At 63.4% G+C, this 19,608-nt stretch carries 21 protein-coding genes; 5 read left to right on the top strand and 16 right to left on the bottom strand.

The window, feature by feature from the left end:
• Positions 1–1,911, bottom strand: a complete 1,911-nt coding sequence (locus ACSSU5_RS22870; RefSeq protein WP_492559882.1) for a sigma-54-dependent Fis family transcriptional regulator — start codon at positions 1,909–1,911, stop codon at positions 1–3.
• A gap of 401 nt (positions 1,912–2,312) precedes the next feature.
• Here ACSSU5_RS22870 and ACSSU5_RS22865 point away from each other — a divergent pair, with 401 nt between their 5' ends.
• The 5 genes from ACSSU5_RS22865 to ACSSU5_RS22845 all read left to right on the top strand — a co-directional run bounded on the left by ACSSU5_RS22865 (position 2,313) and on the right by ACSSU5_RS22845 (position 7,469).
• The gene (locus ACSSU5_RS22865; protein WP_264309399.1) at positions 2,313–3,248 is read left to right on the top strand and encodes an IS110 family transposase; all 936 of its coding nucleotides are present in this window, start codon (positions 2,313–2,315) and stop codon (positions 3,246–3,248) included.
• A 613-nt stretch (positions 3,249–3,861) separates the two neighbouring features.
• The gene (locus ACSSU5_RS22860) at positions 3,862–4,386 is read left to right on the top strand and encodes a hypothetical protein (protein ID WP_492559881.1); all 525 of its coding nucleotides are present in this window, start codon (positions 3,862–3,864) and stop codon (positions 4,384–4,386) included.
• On the top strand, positions 4,379–6,253 hold the full coding sequence (locus ACSSU5_RS22855) for a hypothetical protein (RefSeq protein ID WP_492559880.1): 1,875 nt from the start codon (positions 4,379–4,381) through the stop codon (positions 6,251–6,253). Before ACSSU5_RS22860 ends, ACSSU5_RS22855 begins: the two co-directional genes overlap by 8 nt.
• 2 nt (positions 6,254–6,255) lie before the next feature.
• Positions 6,256–7,200, top strand: a complete 945-nt coding sequence (locus tag ACSSU5_RS22850; protein ID WP_492559879.1) for a hypothetical protein — start codon at positions 6,256–6,258, stop codon at positions 7,198–7,200.
• On the top strand, positions 7,197–7,469 hold the full coding sequence (locus tag ACSSU5_RS22845) for a PAAR domain-containing protein (protein WP_492559878.1): 273 nt from the start codon (positions 7,197–7,199) through the stop codon (positions 7,467–7,469). Before ACSSU5_RS22850 ends, ACSSU5_RS22845 begins: the two co-directional genes overlap by 4 nt.
• A gap of 113 nt (positions 7,470–7,582) precedes the next feature.
• Here ACSSU5_RS22845 and ACSSU5_RS22840 read toward each other — a convergent pair whose 3' ends face one another.
• The 15 genes from ACSSU5_RS22840 to ACSSU5_RS22770 all read right to left on the bottom strand — a co-directional run bounded on the left by ACSSU5_RS22840 (position 7,583) and on the right by ACSSU5_RS22770 (position 19,605).
• The gene (locus tag ACSSU5_RS22840; RefSeq protein WP_264313472.1) at positions 7,583–8,434 is read right to left on the bottom strand and encodes a CsgG/HfaB family protein; all 852 of its coding nucleotides are present in this window, start codon (positions 8,432–8,434) and stop codon (positions 7,583–7,585) included.
• A gap of 34 nt (positions 8,435–8,468) precedes the next feature.
• Positions 8,469–8,882 (bottom strand): curli assembly protein CsgF, encoded by a 414-nt coding sequence (locus tag ACSSU5_RS22835; RefSeq protein ID WP_264313473.1) that lies wholly within the window; start codon positions 8,880–8,882, stop codon positions 8,469–8,471.
• Positions 8,879–9,280, bottom strand: coding sequence for a curli production assembly/transport protein CsgE (csgE, locus tag ACSSU5_RS22830; RefSeq protein WP_264313474.1), 402 nt, complete (start codon positions 9,278–9,280; stop codon positions 8,879–8,881). Before csgE ends, ACSSU5_RS22835 begins: the two co-directional genes overlap by 4 nt.
• On the bottom strand, positions 9,277–9,804 hold the full coding sequence (locus tag ACSSU5_RS22825) for a type II secretion system protein (RefSeq protein WP_264313475.1): 528 nt from the start codon (positions 9,802–9,804) through the stop codon (positions 9,277–9,279). Before ACSSU5_RS22825 ends, csgE begins: the two co-directional genes overlap by 4 nt.
• The gene (locus tag ACSSU5_RS22820) at positions 9,779–10,153 is read right to left on the bottom strand and encodes a type II secretion system protein (RefSeq protein ID WP_264313476.1); all 375 of its coding nucleotides are present in this window, start codon (positions 10,151–10,153) and stop codon (positions 9,779–9,781) included. The genes ACSSU5_RS22825 and ACSSU5_RS22820 overlap by 26 nt, the downstream gene beginning before the upstream one ends.
• 5 nt (positions 10,154–10,158) lie before the next feature.
• Positions 10,159–10,632 (bottom strand): type II secretion system protein, encoded by a 474-nt coding sequence (locus ACSSU5_RS22815; RefSeq protein ID WP_047583339.1) that lies wholly within the window; start codon positions 10,630–10,632, stop codon positions 10,159–10,161.
• A complete protein-coding gene (locus tag ACSSU5_RS22810) occupies positions 10,629–12,494 on the bottom strand; it encodes a secretin GspD/PilQ domain-containing protein (protein WP_492559877.1) in 1,866 nt (621 codons plus the stop codon). Before ACSSU5_RS22810 ends, ACSSU5_RS22815 begins: the two co-directional genes overlap by 4 nt.
• Positions 12,491–13,000 carry a hypothetical protein gene (locus tag ACSSU5_RS22805; RefSeq protein ID WP_264313478.1) on the bottom strand — a complete coding sequence of 170 codons (510 nt, stop codon included), beginning with the start codon at positions 12,998–13,000 and terminating at the stop codon, positions 12,491–12,493. The genes ACSSU5_RS22810 and ACSSU5_RS22805 overlap by 4 nt, the downstream gene beginning before the upstream one ends.
• Positions 13,000–13,563, bottom strand: a complete 564-nt coding sequence (locus ACSSU5_RS22800; RefSeq protein WP_264313479.1) for a type II secretion system protein M — start codon at positions 13,561–13,563, stop codon at positions 13,000–13,002. The genes ACSSU5_RS22805 and ACSSU5_RS22800 overlap by 1 nt, the downstream gene beginning before the upstream one ends.
• Positions 13,550–14,092 (bottom strand): pilus assembly protein, encoded by a 543-nt coding sequence (locus tag ACSSU5_RS22795; protein WP_264313480.1) that lies wholly within the window; start codon positions 14,090–14,092, stop codon positions 13,550–13,552. Before ACSSU5_RS22795 ends, ACSSU5_RS22800 begins: the two co-directional genes overlap by 14 nt.
• A gap of 1 nt (position 14,093) precedes the next feature.
• Positions 14,094–14,888 (bottom strand): hypothetical protein, encoded by a 795-nt coding sequence (locus tag ACSSU5_RS22790; protein ID WP_492559876.1) that lies wholly within the window; start codon positions 14,886–14,888, stop codon positions 14,094–14,096.
• Positions 14,869–16,539, bottom strand: a complete 1,671-nt coding sequence (locus ACSSU5_RS22785) for a GspE/PulE family protein (protein ID WP_492559875.1) — start codon at positions 16,537–16,539, stop codon at positions 14,869–14,871. Before ACSSU5_RS22785 ends, ACSSU5_RS22790 begins: the two co-directional genes overlap by 20 nt.
• Before the next feature lie 61 nt (positions 16,540–16,600).
• Complete coding sequence (locus tag ACSSU5_RS22780; protein ID WP_264313930.1) at positions 16,601–17,134, bottom strand: response regulator; 534 nt, start codon at positions 17,132–17,134, stop codon at positions 16,601–16,603.
• A gap of 248 nt (positions 17,135–17,382) precedes the next feature.
• Positions 17,383–18,024 (bottom strand): SurA N-terminal domain-containing protein, encoded by a 642-nt coding sequence (locus tag ACSSU5_RS22775; RefSeq protein WP_492559874.1) that lies wholly within the window; start codon positions 18,022–18,024, stop codon positions 17,383–17,385.
• A gap of 12 nt (positions 18,025–18,036) precedes the next feature.
• Positions 18,037–19,605 carry a cytochrome c/ABC transporter substrate-binding protein gene (locus ACSSU5_RS22770; RefSeq protein ID WP_492559873.1) on the bottom strand — a complete coding sequence of 523 codons (1,569 nt, stop codon included), beginning with the start codon at positions 19,603–19,605 and terminating at the stop codon, positions 18,037–18,039.
• Positions 19,606–19,608 lie beyond the last annotated feature (3 nt).

Genomic DNA, 19,608 nt, shown 5'->3' with positions numbered 1-19,608 from the left:
TCAGCTACGCAACTGTTTGAGCTTGCGGTACAGCGTTGCCCGGCTGATACCCAGGGCCTCGGCGGCGGCCGAGACATTGCCCTGGTGGCGGCCAAGGGCGCTGCGAATCAGCTCCAGTTCGTTGTCCTTGAGGCTGCCGGACGGCGTCGTGCCGCTGGCCAGTTCATCGAGCAGGCAATCGGTGAGGTGATCGAGGGTCAGCACCTGTTCACCGTCCTCGCGCATGGCCAGCGCGGTGCGCACGACCATCTCCAGCTGGCGGATGTTGCCCGGCCAGTCAAAGCCATCGAGCAAGGCGCTGAGCGCCGGGTCCAGGGTCACCCCTTTGGCGCCGGACTTGTCCAGCAGGCCCTGGATGATCCCGGCCAAGTCCTCTCGCTCGCGCAGGGCCGGCAGGCGCAGCGATACGCCATTGACGCGGTAGTAGAGGTCTTCGCGAAAATGCTGTTCGAGCACCAGGCGCTTGAGGTCGCGGTGGGTGGCGCAGATCAGCGCCACGTCGATGTCCTGCTCGTCGCCCGCGCCCAGCGGCGCCACCCGGCGCTCCTGCAATACCCGCAACAGCCTGGCCTGCAGGGCCAGCGGCATGTCACCAATCTCGTCGAGGAACAGCGTGCCGCCATGGGCCTGCATCAGCCGCCCGACCATGCCGCCACGGCGCGAGCCGGTGAACGCACCCTCGCGGTAGCCGAACAGTTCGGACTCGATCAGCCCTTCGGGAATGGCCGCGCAGTTGACCGCAACGAACGGCTTGTCGGCCCGCGGGCTGGCCTGGTGCAGGGCCCGGGCGACGACCTCCTTGCCGGTGCCGGTCTCACCCAGTAGCAGTACCGGCAGGCCGTTGCCCAGGCCCTGCCGGGCCATGCGCAGGTTGCGCGCCAGGCGTGGGTCGCCGCCGGCCAGTGCATCGAGCGCAGGTGACTTGTTGGCCTGCGCCGGTTTGCTTACCGCCACGCTGCCATTCAATTGGCCATGGCGTGGCAGTTGCAACGCACGGAAAAAGAATTCGCCCTTGGCGGTCTGCACACTGCTGACACCGCCCTGCCACAGCCTGGCAATGAAGGCAGGCGAACGCTCGCCGAGCAGGTCGCTGCTGCGGCGGCCGATCAGCTCCTGGCGCGGCACCTGCAACAATTGGCAGGCACTGTCGTTGGCTGCCAGCACTTCGCCGTCCATGCTCAACGCCAACAGGCCGTGCCAGGCACTGTTGAGGTACTGCGGGCGGCTGTGGAAGGCCAGCACCAGCTGCTCCGGGTGGCACAGGCCGAACAGCCGGCCTTCGATGTTGCCGGCTGCCAGCATCAGCGTCGACAGGCTGTCCTGCGGCTGGGCCATCACGCCTTCGCGGGTGATGTCGAGCACGCCGATCACCTCACCGCGCGGGTCACGCAGCGGCACCGAGGTGCAGGAGAATGGGCTGAGGCGGTCGAGGTAGTGTTCGCCACAGTTGATCAGGGTCGGTCGCCCTTCCACCACGGCCGTGCCGATGGCATTGGTGCCGCGCAAGGATTCGCTCCAGCAACTGCCGGGGTGCAGGTCACGCAGGCCTTCGCGGCTGAGCACGTGGGTCTGGCCTTCGATAGCCAGCACGTTGGCCTGAGCATCGCCAAGGATGATGATGCCCGCCTTGCCCTGGCGCGAGACCAGGTAGTCCAGCTCGGGGGTGACGGCGTCGACCAGCAGGCGGTTGCGCTCCAGCAGCATGCGCAGGTCGTTACCCTGCCCCAGGCCCAGGCCAACCTGCTCGCCTTGCAGGCAGTCCAGGCCATGGCCCAGGCTGCGGCGCCAGGACGCGTCGATTTCGTCGCGCAGCATGCCCAGTGGTAGCTCGCCTTCGCTGGCCAGCTTGAGGCGGGCTTGGCGGGATTCGTTTAACGGGTCTTGGGCGTTTGTTATTAATTGTCGCGCCATTTTCTACTCCGGCTGCGCCCCGCAAGGTGGCGGGGTACGGGCTTGGGAATTTTGCGCAGTGTGCGGGAGAAAAGGCTGGGCGTCATCTGGTTGATGGGTTGGGATATGGCTGGGCGTGCATGGCTTGGGTTTTGAGTGCGCGCGGAAATCGAGCGCCGCCCGCGCGGCGCTTCGCGGGGCAAGCCCGCTTGTGTCTTGGAGAGGGAATAGAATCTGAAGTGAGAGCGGTGAATGGCAAGCTGATAGCCCGAGGTGCCCAGAGCACGTGTGGGAGCAAAAGCTGCCATTCACCGTTCCACTTTGGCGAGAGCCCGAACAGTTGGATGAGGGGCGTAATCTCGAATCACAAGCGTGGGCCAAGCCAAAGCGCTCTCACTCCTTGAGTTTAAGAGGGTTTGGCCATGTCTTCCTCTGTCGGCATCGATGTTTCCAGTGCCACACTTGCTGTTCACATCCGCCCTGAGGGGGTGAACTTCAGTGTTTCCAATGACTTGAAGGGATTCCAACTGCTCGTCGAAAAGCTTGGCGGGTATGCAGTTTCAATGGTCTTGCTCGAAGCTACCGGTGGCTACGAGTGCAATGTCCTCAAAGCGCTGCAGGATGCCGATTTTCCGGTTTGCCGGATCAATCCCAGTCGTGCCCGGGACTTTGCCAAGTCGATGGGTAAACGCGCCAAGACCGATCCCATTGACGCAGCTGTTTTGGCTCACCTGGCTGAAGTTATGCCCCCACGGCCTTGCCAGGTGATGACACCCGAGCGGGCCTTGCTGCGCGAACTGCTTATGCAGCGGGATCGCTTCGTCCAACAGCGCGACGATGACAAGCGGCGCCTGAAGCAGGCGCGGGCTCCCAGTGTTTGTTTGCGGTTGGAACAACACATCGCCTATCTGAAGGGTGAAATTCGAGCGCTGGAACAAGAGATCGCACAGCAGGCAGCAGCTTTGCCTGATGATCGGGTTAAACAGCTCACTCAAGTCAAAGGAATTGGTCTGATTACTGCCGGAAAGCTGATGGCCTTGCTGCCAGAGCTGGGCCAGGTGGATAAGAAGGAAATTGCCGCCTTGGTCGGTGTTGCGCCGTTCAATCAGGACAGCGGCAAGCAGTCGGGCAAGCGTTCAATCTGGGGGGGACGCTCACAAGTCAGGCGGGCGCTCTATATGGCCTGCTGGGTGGTGATACGGCACAACAAGGACTTCTGCGAGCGCTACAAAGCACTGCGAGCCCAGGGGAAGTGCGCGAAAGTATCGGTGGTGGCGTGTATGCGAGTATTGATAGTGAGGCTAAATGCGATGCTCAAGACCGGAACGCCCTGGAAGGAGCAAATAGCTCATTCGTAGGAGCAAGCCTTGCTGGCGATGCCCGGCACAGCCGGGCCTGGGGCGCTACGCGCCCCATCGCCGGCAAGGCCAGCTTCCACAAGAAGACAGTTGCTCCCACCTCTGTTTCGGGCCAGTTACTCCTGCGCCTATGGCGCGCGGCGCCCTGGGTGCATGGCTGGAGATAGATGAAGGACCGCGGCGCTCCCCTCTATATTGGGTCGGCAAACAAAGCGGACAGAGGTGAACTTACAGGAGTGACTGACCACGAAACAGATGTGGGAGCGGGCTTGCCCCGCGAAGCGCCGCGCGGGCGGCGCTCTATCTGGGGGTGCCAGAAACAGCGTACAACTTGCTTTCAACTACACGCCCGCTAAAGGAGCCTAAACGTCAATCCAAGAACTAAAAAGTACACACTAACTTACAATCTTCAGAAAGTTCCTAACTTATAGCCAAAACGACCACACCCTGTTCATTTAAATCCCTCCACAGCCCTCCTACCCTTCAAGCTTGCCCTCGCCATCAACTTTAACCCACGCAGCAGCGATCACTGGACTTCCCCCCTCTGCATCCAAGCAAATCGACGTGGTCAATCACCCAGGCTCCTGGCCTTACCCAGGATGAGCGGCTCGACATGCTGACCGTGCACGCGGTAGCTCACCGTTCGCAGTGGGAAGGTCAACTTACCCTTATGCATGACGTCACACGGCAGATGTTGCGCTTGCCCGACGACGATTGCGACCACGACCGACAGTGGCGATCACTGGAGCAACTGATGACCCTGCGCGGCATACCAGCTGACGCGCAGCAGGCCTGCTATTGCTGCTATGAGTCGGATGCCAGCAGCCGCTATGCACTGCCCGCCATCAACCACATGGCACTCAACGAGAACGAGATCCGCGCCTATCGCTATTACGGCAAACGGCTACCGCAGCCGTCCGATGACCTGTACAAGCTGCCCCCGCTATCCCGCAGCCAAGTGCTGCTGCATGTGCTCCTGGCGATCGCGTTCGGTCGACACTTTTACCTCAACCCATTGTTCACCCCTTGGGTGAAGTTGCTGGAAGCCACCGACTCTCCCCGAGAGCGCTGTCGGGTGTTGGCAAGCCAACTTGCAGCTCACCAACACGTACTCAAGGGGCCTAGTCCGCATGGTTGAAGCATCTGTTTTACAAACGCTGGGGCAAGCAGCACTCAACAGTGCGCTGCCTGTTCCACCCGACACTTGCGTACCCTGCTCCCTGCCCGGCGCGCTGTTCTCCCTCGACGGCCGGGACGGCTGCGACCAATTGCTGGGCATCCCCTCCCAGAGCGGCGTTGGCCCCACGTGGTTTCGCAACAACCCCTGGATCCGTGATCAGGCACGTAACCACCGCGATACCTTCCTCCAGCAGGTGCTGGAGCATGCCGGCAATACGCTGGGCAATGCCTGGTTAGCAGAGTTCTATGCCTTTGCCGCCAGCGAAAAGCTGCAACTGGTGTGCATCGATGACGAGATCCGCCTCGACGAACTGCCCCCGCCCGTACTCGACCACATGGGCGAGCGCAGCCAGCACGGCTATGGCTTTTCCCTGCACAGCAATTTCTTCTTCACCGACCACAAGATCTATTTCGCCACTTTCACCCATGTGCAGTGGGCCGAAGCGCCACGGGAAGAGTACGTCGACGAATACGGCACGCACCGCATCAGCCCGCCGTACACCTGGCACACGCCCAGTGGCCTGTACCCGGTCAGGCAAGCCTGTGAACAGATGGCCCGGCACTACTCCGAAGCCAAGGCCCGGGCTCGTTTCTGGCAAGGCGTTATCGGTGCGGGCGAATTCGCTATCGGGGTGTTGGCGATGGTGCCAGTGGTCCGTGGCGTCAAAGGCGCCGTAACGCTCGGCCGCTATGCCTTCGTTGCCCTGGAGGCCGCGCTGGCCGCCGACGCCATGGTCGACGGCAGCAGCCGCATGATCACCGGCGAAGGCCTGAGTATCGGCGAGCAGTTCTTCACCGACCTGGCGCGCCTGGCCAATCCCGACACTGCCGAGGCACGTGGCAAGCAGGTGTTCATGGCCATCAACCTGGCACTGCTGCTGCCAGCCGCCCTGGGCGGCGCCCGTTGGCTGATGCACAAGCTGCGGCCCGACAGCATGACCACCGTACGCCTCGACAATGCCGCACTGTCGCAAGAGGAAGTCCGCCGCCTCGGCAACCGCAGCGCCGGCGAAGTCACCGTACTGGAGACCCGCATCCAGCGACGCACCCGCGATGGTGAACTGCCGGTAACAGCGCATGAACTGCATTCGGTGGAGCGCAATGCCAGCCTGGTCGCCCTCAATGTGGTCGGCGGCAAGGCCGACTACGCCTACATGGCAACCACCCTGCGCGACCGGCTGGTGGCCATGATTCAGCACAGCATCGGGCCGGTGCGCATGGGTGGCAGTCTGACCCGGGTCGTCGCCGATGCCGGCGAAGAAGCCCTGGCGGCAGCCCTGGTCAGCCACTGGAAGGTCAAGCCGGAGAACATCCTCGGCCTGAGCACCCACCCTTCCCGGCCCAGCCAGTTCGGTTTGAAGAACAAAAGCGACCAAGGGATCGACATGCTGGTGTACGTACCACCACCGCCCTCGATGACGGTGCGTAATCCGACGACGCAGGAAATGCGGCACCACATCGATGGGCTGAAGGGGACGGCGCCGCTGGAGGAGTTGAAGTTCGAGTCTGGGACGTTGTTGGTGATCGAGGTGAAGACGACGTTGGGGAAAAGTAAGACACCTGGGTTCATCAGCACTCAAAAGTCAGGAGGTGAGACCAGCCTTGTACGTATACGAAGATTAATTGAAAACAAGCGACAAGGATGGAATGAAAAACTTTTATCAACAGCAGATGAAAATTTTTCAAATAAATTACAAGCAATCAAAGAAAGTACAAGCTCAGGAAAAACAGCCTACCTGCACGCTCAAGTATTTTTTGACTCCAACGGTGTCCCAAACGTTCTTACAGGCAATAGCGCCGGCATACAAATAAATCTCTGGAATTAGCAATGAGCAAAAAAAACCAAAACAGGCTTCCAATCAGTCTTAATCAAATCCAAACCTGGGCCTCTGATGACTTGATCGTAAGGACCGAAACCCTAACCTCCTACATCGGAAACGGCGGTTCACTTGACCTTGCTTGCGGCGAACTACACCGAACTGGAATGAACAGTATTGGCAATGGACTGCAATATGCGGCCAAGCATTCTTACAACTGCGTATCATTGGGGTTCATTTCTGGAGTTGCCAGGAGACTCGTCGCCGACCTAATACTCATCAAGAATCTTGAAAAATCTCGACAGATGGCCATTGAGGACCTAGATGGCTTAACGTTTGTAATATTATGTACAATTGCAACAGGGCAACTCCGACTCGTAGCACCCTTTAATCAAACCGTACTCTCAGCTTTGGAGGGTGGATACGGCGTCGAGGATGGAAATAACCTACCGATTGGCACCACCCTTCGCTACGCCGCCTTCGGCCTGACCATTATCGGCGATTGGCTGGGCAAACCGCTCGACCTCGACAAGCACGCCCTGCCCCGCGACCCTGCCTGGGGTCAATTGGTCGCCCATTGGCGCGAAACTGATCCCGAGAAACTGGCACCAATTCTGGTGGCGGCCTGCGATACCCATGTCCAACGCATCGCCCTGACATCCCGCGAACTCGACTCCGGCAATTTCGAGTTCGGCTCCCCCTTCGAAGCTGTCTACCCCGCCGAGATCCTGGCCATTCTCAACCTGCGCCGTTCGTTGGGCCTGCAGAATCCTTCCATCGACCACCCATTGATGAAAACGCCCTACGCCCAGCTGACCTGCCCGCCAGGCATGCGCTTCGAGGCCGATGACGTGCTGATGCGTTTCATGGCTGCCGCCTGCAAATATGATCCCGATGCCGTACCGGCGGGCCTATACGAAGCAATTCTGCAAGCGGCGCAGAGGGTTGAGCGATGACAAGACAAGGTGCGATTCGAAAAGGCGACCCCCACAGCGGGGGTGGTCGGATGGGTGAAGGGAGTGGAGTGCTTGTCAGTGGGCGCCAACACTGCATTCTCGGTGATCGTGCGCCGTGCCCGCTCCATGGCGGGACATTTGCACTGATCTCTGGCGGTGACGGGAGTGTCTTGTTCAACGGTATTTCGTTGGTGTTCGAGCCGGCAGAGCTTGCTTGTGGCTGCAGGGTCTCATCTACCTGTTCGGGACCTTATGCCAAAATGGGGTGAACGATCTGAAGATTATTGGTTTCGTGCACAGGCCTCTTCGCGGGTAAAGCCGCCACTGGGACCAGGGGTCCCTGACCCTGCGGATTTACCCGCGAAGAGGCCATCAAAGCCAATCACGGCTGCTGATTCTGGCTCAGGTACTTGTCCACCGTCGCCTTGCCATCCCCCGCATCCCCCTGCACCTGCCACAACCGCCGCTCAATCCCCTGCGCCAGCAAGTGCCCCACCGCCGCCTCGATCGCCGACAGCACGCACAGCTGCGCCGGTTCATTGGTGGTGTACCCCACCTCGGCCTCCAGCAACTTCTTGAATTCGATGAACTTGAACACCCCGGCACTGCGCCCGACCGAATAGATGGTCTTGCTGGTCATCACGTTGGCCAGCACCTGCCCGGTGCGCACATCCACCGCGCGCAGGTTCACGGTCACCTGGTCCACCCGGTACTCGCGGGAGATGTCGATACCCAGGTAGCGGGCGCCCTCGCCGCCACTGCGCACGTTGGTGTCGTAGGCGATGATGCCGCCTTCGAGCATCAGGTTTGCGGCCTGCAGCGGCGGCAGCTCGCCCATGATGTTCTCGGCCACGTCCGGCTTTTTCTGCGAGGCGCGGATGATCTTGCGTTCGGTCAGCAGGTTCTGCAGGCCTTCACGCTCCAGCACCACGAACCAGCCACTGGCGCTCAACGCATCCATCAGCATGCTTGCCGCGCCCTGGGTGACGCTGGTCGAGAACGAACTGGCCGGGGTCGGCTTGTACTGCCCGGTCTGGTCGCGGAAGCCGTACACCACCGCCATCAGCCGGCCCTTGGGGCGTGGCATGTTGATCAGGTCGTAGTAGGTCGAGGCGCGCGGGGTCAGGGTCGGGGTTTCCGAGTCCTGTTCGGCCGACATGGGTTCGCGCAGGCTGCAACCACTTTGCAGGCCCAGGGCGGTGAGGATCAGCAGCGTGCTCAGCAGACGTTTCATGGTGTTCTCTCCCCAACATAAAAGCCCTTCCCTCTCAGGGGTTCAGGCCGCTGACCTCAATGATCGAAATTTCTCCAGTGACGCGGTCGGTGACCTTGATGCTCAACGCCCCTGAATCGTCGATGACGTCGATCAGGAAGGCATCGGTGGCCATGCTTCCGGTGCTGCCATTGCTGATGTTGTCCAACAGCTGCGACAACATCCGCGACTCCAGTTGGTTGCTGAAGCGCTCCAGGGCCGTGGTGCCGGAGAAGGCTGAAGCGCGGTCCTTGAGGTCGGGGTCGTCGTAGTCGTTCTGCGCCTGGGCGTTGTTGAGCAGCCAGGTGCCGTTGAGCGGGTTGCCACCGAAGGCCGGGTTGACCGGGGTGTACACCAGCTCGGTGGCCTGGGCAGCACAGGCGCTGGCCAACAGGCAGGCGGCGATGCAACGGGGAATGCGGGTGTTCATAGCTCGTCCCTCTCCAGATCGGTGGTGTCCTGCAGCAAGCGTTGCAGCTTGCGTTGAATGATCTGCTGCTTGACCAGGTCGGCGGCCGCGATGGCCTCGTCTTTGAGTTCCGTGGTGTTGGGTGGCAGGAAACGGCGGTACATCACTTCGCGTTCGAACTCCACGGTAACCAGGCTGCCCCAGCGGGCATCCGGGCGTTCGCGCACCACCAGGTTGAAATCCAGGCGGCTGGTGGCGCGCAGGCGGTCGGCGAAGTAGTAGTAGAAGTCGTGGCCGATGTGCGAGATGGTGTTGTCGACGATAAACCCCATCATCTCGTCCTCTTCAGCCGCCTTCAGCAGGCTGCTCGACGACGCCGCCAGCAGCAGGCTCAGGCACAGTGCAGCCAGGCGCTTCATGGTGTGTCTCCCGCGCCAGCCTGGGGCTGGAGGCCATTGGGGCTGTCGGCGAACGCCTGCTCGGCGACGAACTGCCAGTCGCTGTAGTGCTCCAACCCTTCAAAACCCGACCACTCGGCGGCAAAGCCACTGTGTTTGAACGGCGTGGCATCCGAGCGGCTATGCACGCCGGTGATGCGGCCGTCGATCGAGCGCAGCAGGCCCCAGTCGTCGCTGTTGGTGATCGGGTCCGGGTAGAGCCTGCGGATGTGCCGTTTGGCCTCGGGGAAACGGTTGTCCTGCAACAGGTCGGCCAGCTCCTGTGGGTACTGGGCCAGCCCCGGCGACGCGCGGTAATAGCTGCGCAGCGCCTGGGCGTACTGGCTGCCGACCCACAGCAACTGGCGCTCGTGATCGCGCTGAGCGGCGCTCGACCAGATCGTCCCGGTGGCGGCCAGGGCCACGCTGCTGACTGCAATCAGCAGCAACACGCCCAGGTAGGTGAAGCCGGCACAGGCCTTACCACTCGGCATAGAGGCTGCCATCACGCGCCCTCCCTGTTGCACCGCTCTTGATGTCGGCCACACCACCGGCCACGCCTTCTGGCGGCGGCACCAGCTGCCAGGCATCGCTGCGCTCGGTGATGGGGTCGACCGGGGTGTTGCGCAGGTAGCGCAGTTCGACCAATTGCTCCAGCGAATCGGGGTACTTCCCGGTGTCGCCATAGAAGTGATCCAGCGATTCGCGCAACACCGCCAGGCTCTGGCGCAGGGTGGCCTCGCGGGAGCTCTCCAGGCTGTTGAAGTAGCGCGGCATGGCAATGGTCATCAGCGTGGCGATGATCGCCATCACCACCAGCAGTTCGATCAGGGTGAAGCCTTGGCTGCGTTTCATGGCCGTCACCATTGCCCGTAGGGGATGTTGTTGAGGCCTTTGCCACGGGCCTTGGAGTACACGTCGAAGACGTCTTCGCCTTCACGCGGGCTGTCGGGGCTGCTGTCGTAGGCACGCAGGCCCCAGGCGCCCTCATCGTCATCCTTGGCCGCCAGCAGCGGGTCGTGGGGGATGCGCCGCAGGAAGTAGAACTTGGCCCCTTTGGCACTGCGTACATCGCGCACGCCCTCGACCAGGACCTGCAGGTTAGGTGGGTAGCCGCTGGCATCCAGGCGTTTCTCGATGTACCCGGCGTCGAAGGCGCGCTTGTAGGCATCGATGGCATCGCGGATCTGGTACAGCGCCTCGCGCAGTTGCTGCTCCTTGCCGCGACGGACCACGGTTTCGGTTAGCGGCGCGGCCATGCTGGCGAGCAGCCCGAGCAGTGCCAGGGTCAGCACCACCTCGATCAGGCTGAAGCCTTGCATGCGGCGTTTCATGGCCGCGGGCTCCCGGTGGCGGGCACTACGGCCATCTGGCTTTGCACGGTCGGCGTGTCACTGGACGGCGCATTGCCCGGTACATCGGTCGGTGGCAATGGCGCCATCTGGCGCACCTGCAGGCTCGATTCGGTGCCGGTGGCGAACTCCATGTCCGAAGGGCTTTGGTACGGCAGGTTGCGCACGATGCGTGGGGTAATCGCCAGCACCAGTTCCGACTTGCTCATGTCGTCCTTGTTGCTGCCAAACAGCCGGCCCAGGCCGGGAATGTCACCCAGGCCCGGGATTTTGTTGCCGCTGGCGTTGTGGTCGTTACGCACCAGCCCGGCCAGCACCTGGGTTTCGCCGTCGTGCAGGCGCAGGCTGGTCTGGGCGTTGCGGGTATCGACCTGGACCGGGATGGTGCCCTGGCGCGTGGCTTCCAGCGGGGTGGCGTTGCTCACCTCCAGCGCGATCTTGATCGCCACTTCGTTGTTCAGGTGCACGGTGGGCTGCACTTCGAGTTTCAGACCCACATCCAGGTAGGTGACGCTCTCAGTGATCACCGGGCCCTGGGTCGAAGGCACCGAGGTGGCGCTGATGATCGGCACCCGCTGGCCGATGTGGATGCGCGCCTGCTCGCGGTTGCTGACGCGGATCACCGGGCTTGCCAGGGTATTGATGTCCTTGTCCTGGGCGTTGATCTTGGCCTGCGGCGCCGGCGAGATGCCGATGCGGCTGGAGTCGATGCCGCGCAACTGGTCTAGCACGCTGACCGGCTTGCCGTCGGAGGTCAGCACGCCGAAGGTATTGGGCCATTGCAGGCCGAGGTCGAGGATGCGCGAGGTGGCCACTTCCATCACCTCCACTTCCAGCACCACCTCAGGGTTGGACTGGTCCTGGGATTGCAGCAGTTTCTCGGCCATGCGCACCGCATCCGGGCTGTCGCGCATGGTCAAGGTGTTGAGGCGCTCGTCGACGAAAACGTCACGGGTCTTGAGCATGGTCTTGACCATGTTCAGCGCCGTGTTGGCGTCGATGCTGGTCAGGTAGAAGGTGCGCATGACCAGTTCCTGATAGTCCTTGGTCTTCTGCGGCGAGTCGGGGTAGATCATCAGGGTGTTGTCGTTGACGATCTTCTGGCGCAGCTGGTTCTGCTCCAGCAGCAGGGCCACGGCGTCCTCGATGCGCACCTCGCGAACGAAGATGGTGGCCTTCATGTCCGGGCGCAGGTCTTTGTCGAAGATGAAGTTGATACCGGCAACCTGGGACAGCACTTCGAAGATGGTCTTCAGGTTGGCATCGCGAAACTCCAGGGTCACCGGCCGCTCCAGCTTGCTGCGCAGCTGCGGGAATGGCTGTGCGGTGCGCGCCTGGACGTTCTCGATGTCGCTGCGCAGGGTCATGCCCTTCTGGTTCTGCGGGTCCAGGCGCAGCACTTCGCGCATGTAGCGCTCGGCGCCAAACAAGTCACCCTGGCGCAGGGCCGCCTGGCCGAGAGCGACACGTTCGTCAAGGGTGCGGATCAGCTCCAGCTGGCGGTTGCCCTCCTGGGCGCGGCGGTTGTTCGGTTCGATGCTCAGCACCCGCCCATAGCCCATGCGCGCACCGGCAAAGTCGTGACGGATACGGTCGCTGTCGGCCTGGCTCAACAGTGCCTCGACCGCTGCCTGGCGGCCATGGGCCAGGGCGATGTTCAGTTCGGTGTCGCGCGGGTCGTCACGCAGGGCCTCTTCCAGGCGCGCGATCCCGGCTTCGTACTGCCCCTCCTTCATCAGTTCTGCGCTGTCTTCGCGTACCGCACTGGAGCCGCAGCCCGCGATGGCCACGCACAGCGCCAACAGCAGGAACGGAGCAGGCTTGCACAGCTTCGATGACTTCATGGTGCGCTCCCGACAGACAAGGTCTGCGACTGATGTAAAGGCAGGTAGACCAGGCTCAGCTCGTTGGCCGAGACCCGGTCGAGGCGGTAGGTGTCTTCGATGACGTCGCCTTGGCGCACGACGTAGAGCTTTTCGCCACTCTGCAGAAACACCTGCAGGTCATCGCGGTCGCCCAGGCGTCCGACGAACTGGAAGGGCAGCTCCGGGGCGGTGGGTGCGGCGACCACCACGGGTGCGGCGATGACCGGTTGTTCGGTGACGGTGGCCAGGGTTTGAGGTTTGCTCCAGCGCTGGCTCGGGAACAGATCGGTGGAGGCCTGTTCCGGCCTGTTCGCAGGCAAGCCCGCTCCCACAGGTTCCATGGGCACCCCCGATCCTGTGGGAGCGGGCTTGCCCGCGAAGGCGGCAACGCCGTCCTCCTGGCCAAACCAGTGCCCAGGCGCCCACGCCAACACGGCAGAAAGCCCCAAAAACCCAACCCAGATCAGCGCACGTTGAGTATTCATCACGACCTCGACAAGTAGAGGGTCATGCGCAGGCGGGCGTTGAGCTCGCTGTCGCCGATGCGTTTGCGTTGCAGCTCAAGGTCTTCCAGCACCAAGGTTGGCAGCTGGCCAAGCAGCCCCTTGAGGAAGCCGCGAATCTGCGGGTAACTGCCGCGTACCGGCAACACGATCTGGTAGCGCGCCAACTGGGTTTTCGGGTCGATGCCCAAGGCGTATTCGCCGCGTGCCAGGCTGATGTGCTCGGCACTGGCCAGGTGATACAGGCGCTCGATCAGTTCGCTGGCCTGCGGCTGACCGGGCAGTTGCTGACGCAGGGTGTCGAGGGCCTGCTGCTCGGGTTTGACGGCGATTTTCAGCTCGCCGCGCTGCACCCGCCCTACTTGCACACTGGCGTCCGCCTCGCTGGCGCGCAGTTCGCGCACGGTATGCCAGTGCGGCAACACACCGGCCAATGCCACACCGACGGCCAGCAAACCAACGGCGACGGCAGCCAGGCCCACCGGGCCTACGCGGCGCAGGTGCTCCTGAATGATCAGGCTGCTGAGCGGATCAGGGGCGCGCATGGCCGGTCTCCCAGGTAGCGGTAAGGGTGAAGCGCACCGGGTGCTCCGGCTGGCCCATCATCACCTCGTGGTTGAGCAACGAAACATCGCTGAGCTCGGCACTGGCCTCCAGCCGTTGGTGGTACTGCAGCATCGCTTCCAGGTTGCGCGCTTCGGCGGCGATACGGACCTGGCCCTTGCGGGCGTCCGGGGTCAGGCCAAGCAGCGCCACATCGTCCTGCGGCTGCGCTTCGAGCATGGCGAACAGTTGCTGCCAGGGCCGTTGCAGTTGCTGCGAGACACTGCGCATCTGCGCCAGGCGCTCGGCCTGCTCGCGGCTGGCAGCGCTGCTTTGCGGGGCTGCGGTGGCCGGGCGCCGGCCCAGTTGCAGTTCCAGGCTGTGCAGGCGGTCTTCCAGGTCTACCTGCTCGACCTGCAAGCGTTGTTGCAGCAGCACCAGTGCGGCCACCACTGCACAGCCCAGGGCCAGCAGCGACCACGCCAAGGCGCCGTTGCGGCGGGGCTGGAATTCCAGGTCGAGGCGGCGCATGTCAGGCCACCGCCCGCCACATGGCGCACAGCGGGTCGGCTTCGCTGGCCGGTTGGCACAGCTGCACCGCCGCCAGTTGCGGCACGTCGCCCCGGCCAGGCGCATGCAGGTAGACCTGCGGCATATGCTCGCCGTACAACTCGCAGGTGCGTTCGATCAACGCCTGCAGGGCCTGGTCGCTGTCGGCACAGCCTTGCGCCAGCACCTGTTGCCAGGCACCGCCGGCGGCCAGCAGCAGCACGCTGCGGCGCGGCTCGGCGAGCACGAAGAGGAAGTCGCCCGGTGCCAGTTGCGACGAGCAACGGTTGTAGGCGGCCATCAGGTACGGCTGCACCGAACGCAGGTTCAGGCGGCTTTCCCGGCCAAGTGCCTGCAACCGCTGCAGCAACGCCTCGGGCAACGCCGTGGCAATGCGTGCGGCGCCTGCCGGCTCCGGGGAGAGGACGATGCGCCAGTCGCCCAACGACTGCCCATAGAGGTTCTCGAAGCAGGCCCGCGCATAGGCCTCCAGCTCGCGTGGATGGCCAATGGCGTCGCTCCAGGGCACCAGACAGAAGCGGCTGTAGCGGGCTGACAGCAGCACCCGCAACTGGGCACCGCGCACGGCGTGCTCGGTCAGCAGTGCGGCCAGCGCCTCGACGGCGGCCTCCCAGGCCGGTTGGGCAGCGTCGCAGCTGAACTCGCGGCTGCCCAGCCACTGGTGTTGATTGCCATGCCAGCAACCCAGGCCTACACCCTCGGCGCCGAGCACGGCACAGTATTTATGAGCACCACGATCACGCAATGAATGTGACACGGTTGATCTCCTCAAGGGTGGTGCGGCCGTCACGGACCAGGTCCAGGGCCGAGGCCCGCAGCAAGCGCAGGCCGCGCTGGCAGGCGAGTGTCTTGATCTGCGACAGGGGGCGGCGTTCGACGATCATCTGCCGCAGGTCGTCGTCCAGGTGCAGCAGCTCGGCAATGGCACTGCGCCCGCGATAGCCACTGCCACGGCACTGGCCGCAGCCCTGGGCGCGAACGAACGTCCAGCCGACCACGGCGGCGCGGGTCAGGCCCGAGGCCTGCAGGGTTTCATCGTCAACCTCGCACGCCGTGGCGCAATGCGGGCAGGCCAGGCGAATCAGGCGCTGGGCGAGGATGGCGTTGAGCGCCGAGACGAAGCTGTAGGGGTCGACCTGCATCTGGCTGAAGCGGCCGATCACATCGAAGACGTTGTTGGCGTGGATGGTGGTGAACACCAGGTGCCCGGTCAGGGCCGACTGCACGGCGATCTGTGCGGTGTCCGGGTCGCGGATTTCGCCAACCAGGATCTTGTCCGGGTCATGGCGCAGGATCGAGCGCAGGCCGCGGGCGAAGGTCAGGCCTTTCTTTTCGTTGACTGGGATCTGCAACACCCCTGGCAGTTGATACTCGACCGGGTCTTCAATGGTGATGATCTTGTCCACGCCATGGTTGATCTCGCTGATCATGGCGTACAGGGTGGTGGTCTTGCCGCTGCCGGTGGGGCCGGTGACCAGGATCATGCCGTAGGGTTCGGCGGCCAGTCGGCGCAGGGCGCGCAGGGTCTCGTCGGCAAACCCCAGTGCCTGCAACTGCACACCACTGACCTTGTCGGACAGGTCCTGTTTGTCGAGCACCCGCAGCACCGCGTCCTCGCCAAAGATGCTGGGCATGATCGAGACACGGAAGTCGATCTGCCGCTCGCCCACGGCAACCTTGAAACGGCCGTCCTGGGGCACGCGCTTCTCACCGATGTCGAGCTCGGCCATGACTTTGATGCGCGAGATCACCTGGTCGGCGAAGGCGCTGCCGCTGGCCTTGCCCGCGCCATTAAGCACGCCGTCGATACGGTACTTGATGGTCAGGCCCTGGCCGGTCATGCCCAGGTGGATATCGCTGGCATGCAGCTTGAGGGCGTCGTAGAGGGTCGAGTTGACCAGTTTGACCACCCGGCTCTGATCTTCACTGATGCTGGTCAGTGACAGGCGTTGCAGTGGGTCGCTTTCGCTGCTGGCTTCGCTGTCATGGCCAAGGGCATCGACTGCATGGAAGCTTTCTTCATGGCGGGCCAGAAACGTCGCAAGCTCCGCGGCGTGGGCCAGGTACAGCGGCGCGCCTTGCAGCACATCGTCAATCCAGGCCAGGCGGGCAGCGTCGAAGGGGTCGGCGAACACACCCAGCAGCTCACCGCTCTGCTCGATCAGCACGAACTCGCGTTTCAGGCATTGGGCCAGGCTGACCTTGTCGAAGCGCGGGGTGCTGGCCAGCAGGGCCTGGCTGTGCAGCACCGGGTAATGCAGGGTGATGCCCAGGCGGCGGGTGAAGGTGTCGGGGGTGTCGTTGGCCAGGCGTTCCAGGCAATTGAGCAGGCGTTCGTCATCGGCTTGCAGACGGGCCTGGGCCAGCAGCTCGCGTGAAAAACCGACAATCTCGAGTACTTCGGGCATGGCCTGCGACTCCGCTCAGGGGGCGCGTCGCAGGCTGGCTCAGCCAGGGCAGCGGGCGCCGCTATTCCCCTGTGAGCAGTTGTTCGTCGTCGGGACCTGGGGGCTTGGCGCCATTACGGCGGCGGTCGGCCAGTACCCAGCTACCATCGTACAACTGCAGGGGGAACGATTGGTTCCTGTTCTGGCGTCGTTCGACGAACCCTTCTGCCGGGTTGTCCGTGGCCCTGCGCCGGCGCTCGATGCCCATCAGGTCGAAGATCGCGCGGGCCAGTTCCGCCAACGGGAACGGCTTGAACAGGACATGGGTCACGCCAATTTCGGCAGCTCGCTCACGGACCTCGACGGTCGGGTGGGCGGTGATCAGCACGAAGTGGCACTGCCTGTTCTTGCGCACGGTCTCCAGGACCTGAAAACCCTCCATATCGGGCAAGCGGTAATCCAGCACAATCACTTTCGGTGCCAGGCACTCAGCCTGCTCGATACCACTGGCACCGTCGTGGGCAACATGAACTTCCAGGCCTTGCGCCTGCAGATACGCTTGCAGGTTCTGCGCAAGAGTCTGTTCGTCATCGACTACCAATACTCTGTTCACCAAGGTCGACTCCCAAATACTGCCCGGTTTCCCGGTCTGCGAAGTGCGGCCTCGATAAGGCTTGAGCAGGCTTCGTGCCAGGCGTGAATAGTCATGATGCACCACTGTAAGTCGTTGATCTTGCAAGGGTGCCCGAGAGCACCCGGCGCGCTGCGAGCAGGCAGGCTCGCCCGGTTCCCCATATCCGGGGAACTTGATGGCACTTTGCCAAGCCGTTATTCCCCAGCTTTGGGGAAGCACCATCAGGGGCCTCAGTCGGCGATTTCCACTTTAGCGGATTCGCGCAAACGTTGGCGCACGGCTTGCCGGGCCTGCGCCTGCAATTGCCCCGTGAGCGTGGCCCTGGCCAATACCAGGCCCTGTTCCCGTATGACAGAAGTGTTATCACTTTGGTTCTGCGCTCCTTGCAGTGTTTGCCGATTGGCCTCATAGAAGGCCTCCACGTGTGCCTGGCTGGGCGCGTCGACCGCGCTGAGCTGGGCATACACCTGCTGGGCCGCCATCTCGCGACGGGTGTATTCAGCGTACTCTGCCCTATCAAAGCCCGCCTCCGCCAGCCGCCGCTCGAACACCGTCGGGCTGCCAAACGCCGCTTCCACTTCGCCGAGATGGCCTGATACTTGTTCATCAGTGATGGCGATGCCCTGACGCTGGGCCTCCTGCCAGAGCAGCTCCTTATCGATCAGATCGTCCAAGGCCTGGTCGCGCAGGCGCTTGTACAGGGTCGGGTTGCGGATGCTGGCCACCGCTCGCCCCTGGGCTTCAAGGTATTCGGTGAAGTAGCGCTCCAAGCGCGTGGCATTGATCTCTACACCGTTCACCCGCGCGACCGGCACATCGGCCCAGCTCGCCTTGGCGACCATCAGCAACAGGCACAGCAACAGGATACGCATGGCGACCTCCGCTCAAGGAGTGTCCGGCACAGGCCGGTACGGGGTGACCGAAGTAAAACGCGGCCCAGGCAAGGCCACCGCAACCACGTGGGCACCGGCCATGCCCTGCCGGCGACCGGGGCCGAAACCCAAGGCCGGGGTCAGACCGGTACTGACATCGTGCAGGCCTTCCAGGGCGCTGATCAACTGCTCGCGGCTGGCATCCCGGCCAATCTGCTTCAACGCTTCGGTGAGCAGGCGCAAAGCGCACAGGGTATTGACCTGCAAGGACGCCTGACGCGGGTCGAGGCCCCGGCGTTGCTGCAGGCCAGCCAGGGTCGCCAGGCCCTGTTCGGTCCAGTCTTCGGGCACGAATGGATAGGCGAGGAAAACCCGCTGCGACCACTGCTCAGGCAAGCTCGCCACCGCCCCGACAACCTGGCTGGACGCCGCGAACAGATAAGGCTGACGGCCTGCCGCCTGGAGCGTCGCAGCCAGCTCGGCAAAGGCTTGGGCGCGGCCAAGAAAGACGATGCCCTGGCCATCCACGGCCTGGCCATCGAAAGCCAGCAGTGGGCCTGGGGTCCAGCCTTGCTGCACTAGGCGTTCGCGCACCTGCTCGGCCAGCGGCGCTTGCTCGTCACCGGCATAGATTACGCGCAGGCCCTCTGGAGCCAGGCCCAAGGCTGTACGGGCATGGCCGGCAAGGCTCAGTAGCTGCGCGGGTAAGCCCGGCAGGGGGTCGAAGATCTGGGCACTGCCGCCACTGCGCGGGGTACTGCCGATCAGCGGCACGTTCTGTTGCGCCAGCACCGCCGCCAGTCGTTGGTCGAGCATCGGCGCCAGTGGCGAGATCAGGCTGAACACCTGCTCCTGGTCCAACAGCTGATGCAGGGCCTGCTCGGCGCTTTGCGGGTCGCTGCCGGGGTCGAGCACCACCAGTTCCAGGCGCCGCCCATGCACACCGCCTTGCTGATTGAGTTGCGCCAGGCCGTCTTCGAGCACCGCCCGCACCACATGGCCTGCTTCGGCCAGCGGCCCGCTTGCGGGGAGCAACGTCCCCAGCCGCAGCACACCCTCCTCCACGCCTGGGTCGCGGTCCTCGGCCAAGCGTTTGAGGTAGGCCGTGAGGTTGCGCTGGTCGGCCAAGGTCAGCTCGAAACGCGGCATGGCTGCGTCGAGGTGATTACCGGCAGGGTCCACCCCCTGCTGGATCGCCCTGGCCAGGCTGGCGTCGGTGTAACCGGGGTAACTGCGGCCGTTGGCCTGTCGCTCGCCCTGGCCCAGCGCCAGGCGTTGCCAGTCAAGGCTCGGTGGGCGCACCCCGCCTTCGGCACGGCCGCGGCCGTCGCTGCCGTGGCAGCTGGCACAGGGCAACACGCTGGCCGGCACGCTCATGTCGCTGGCCCCCACCCGCGCCAGTAACTGCGCGTCACTGCTCGACAGGCCTTCGCGGTACAGGCGTTTTCCCGCTTGTTCGTGCTCGGTGAGGTCGAGGGCGAAGGCAGTGCTACATAGGCTGACACCTAGCACGCACACCAGGCTTTTGTAGGCGCGACGCAAGGCCGCGCCTACAAGGGCTTTGGCGCGCGCAAGGTTCATGAT

Source organism: Pseudomonas sp. E1MeOHC2 (assembly GCF_058745025.1).
This window is presented reverse-complemented; position numbering and strand designations above follow the sequence as displayed.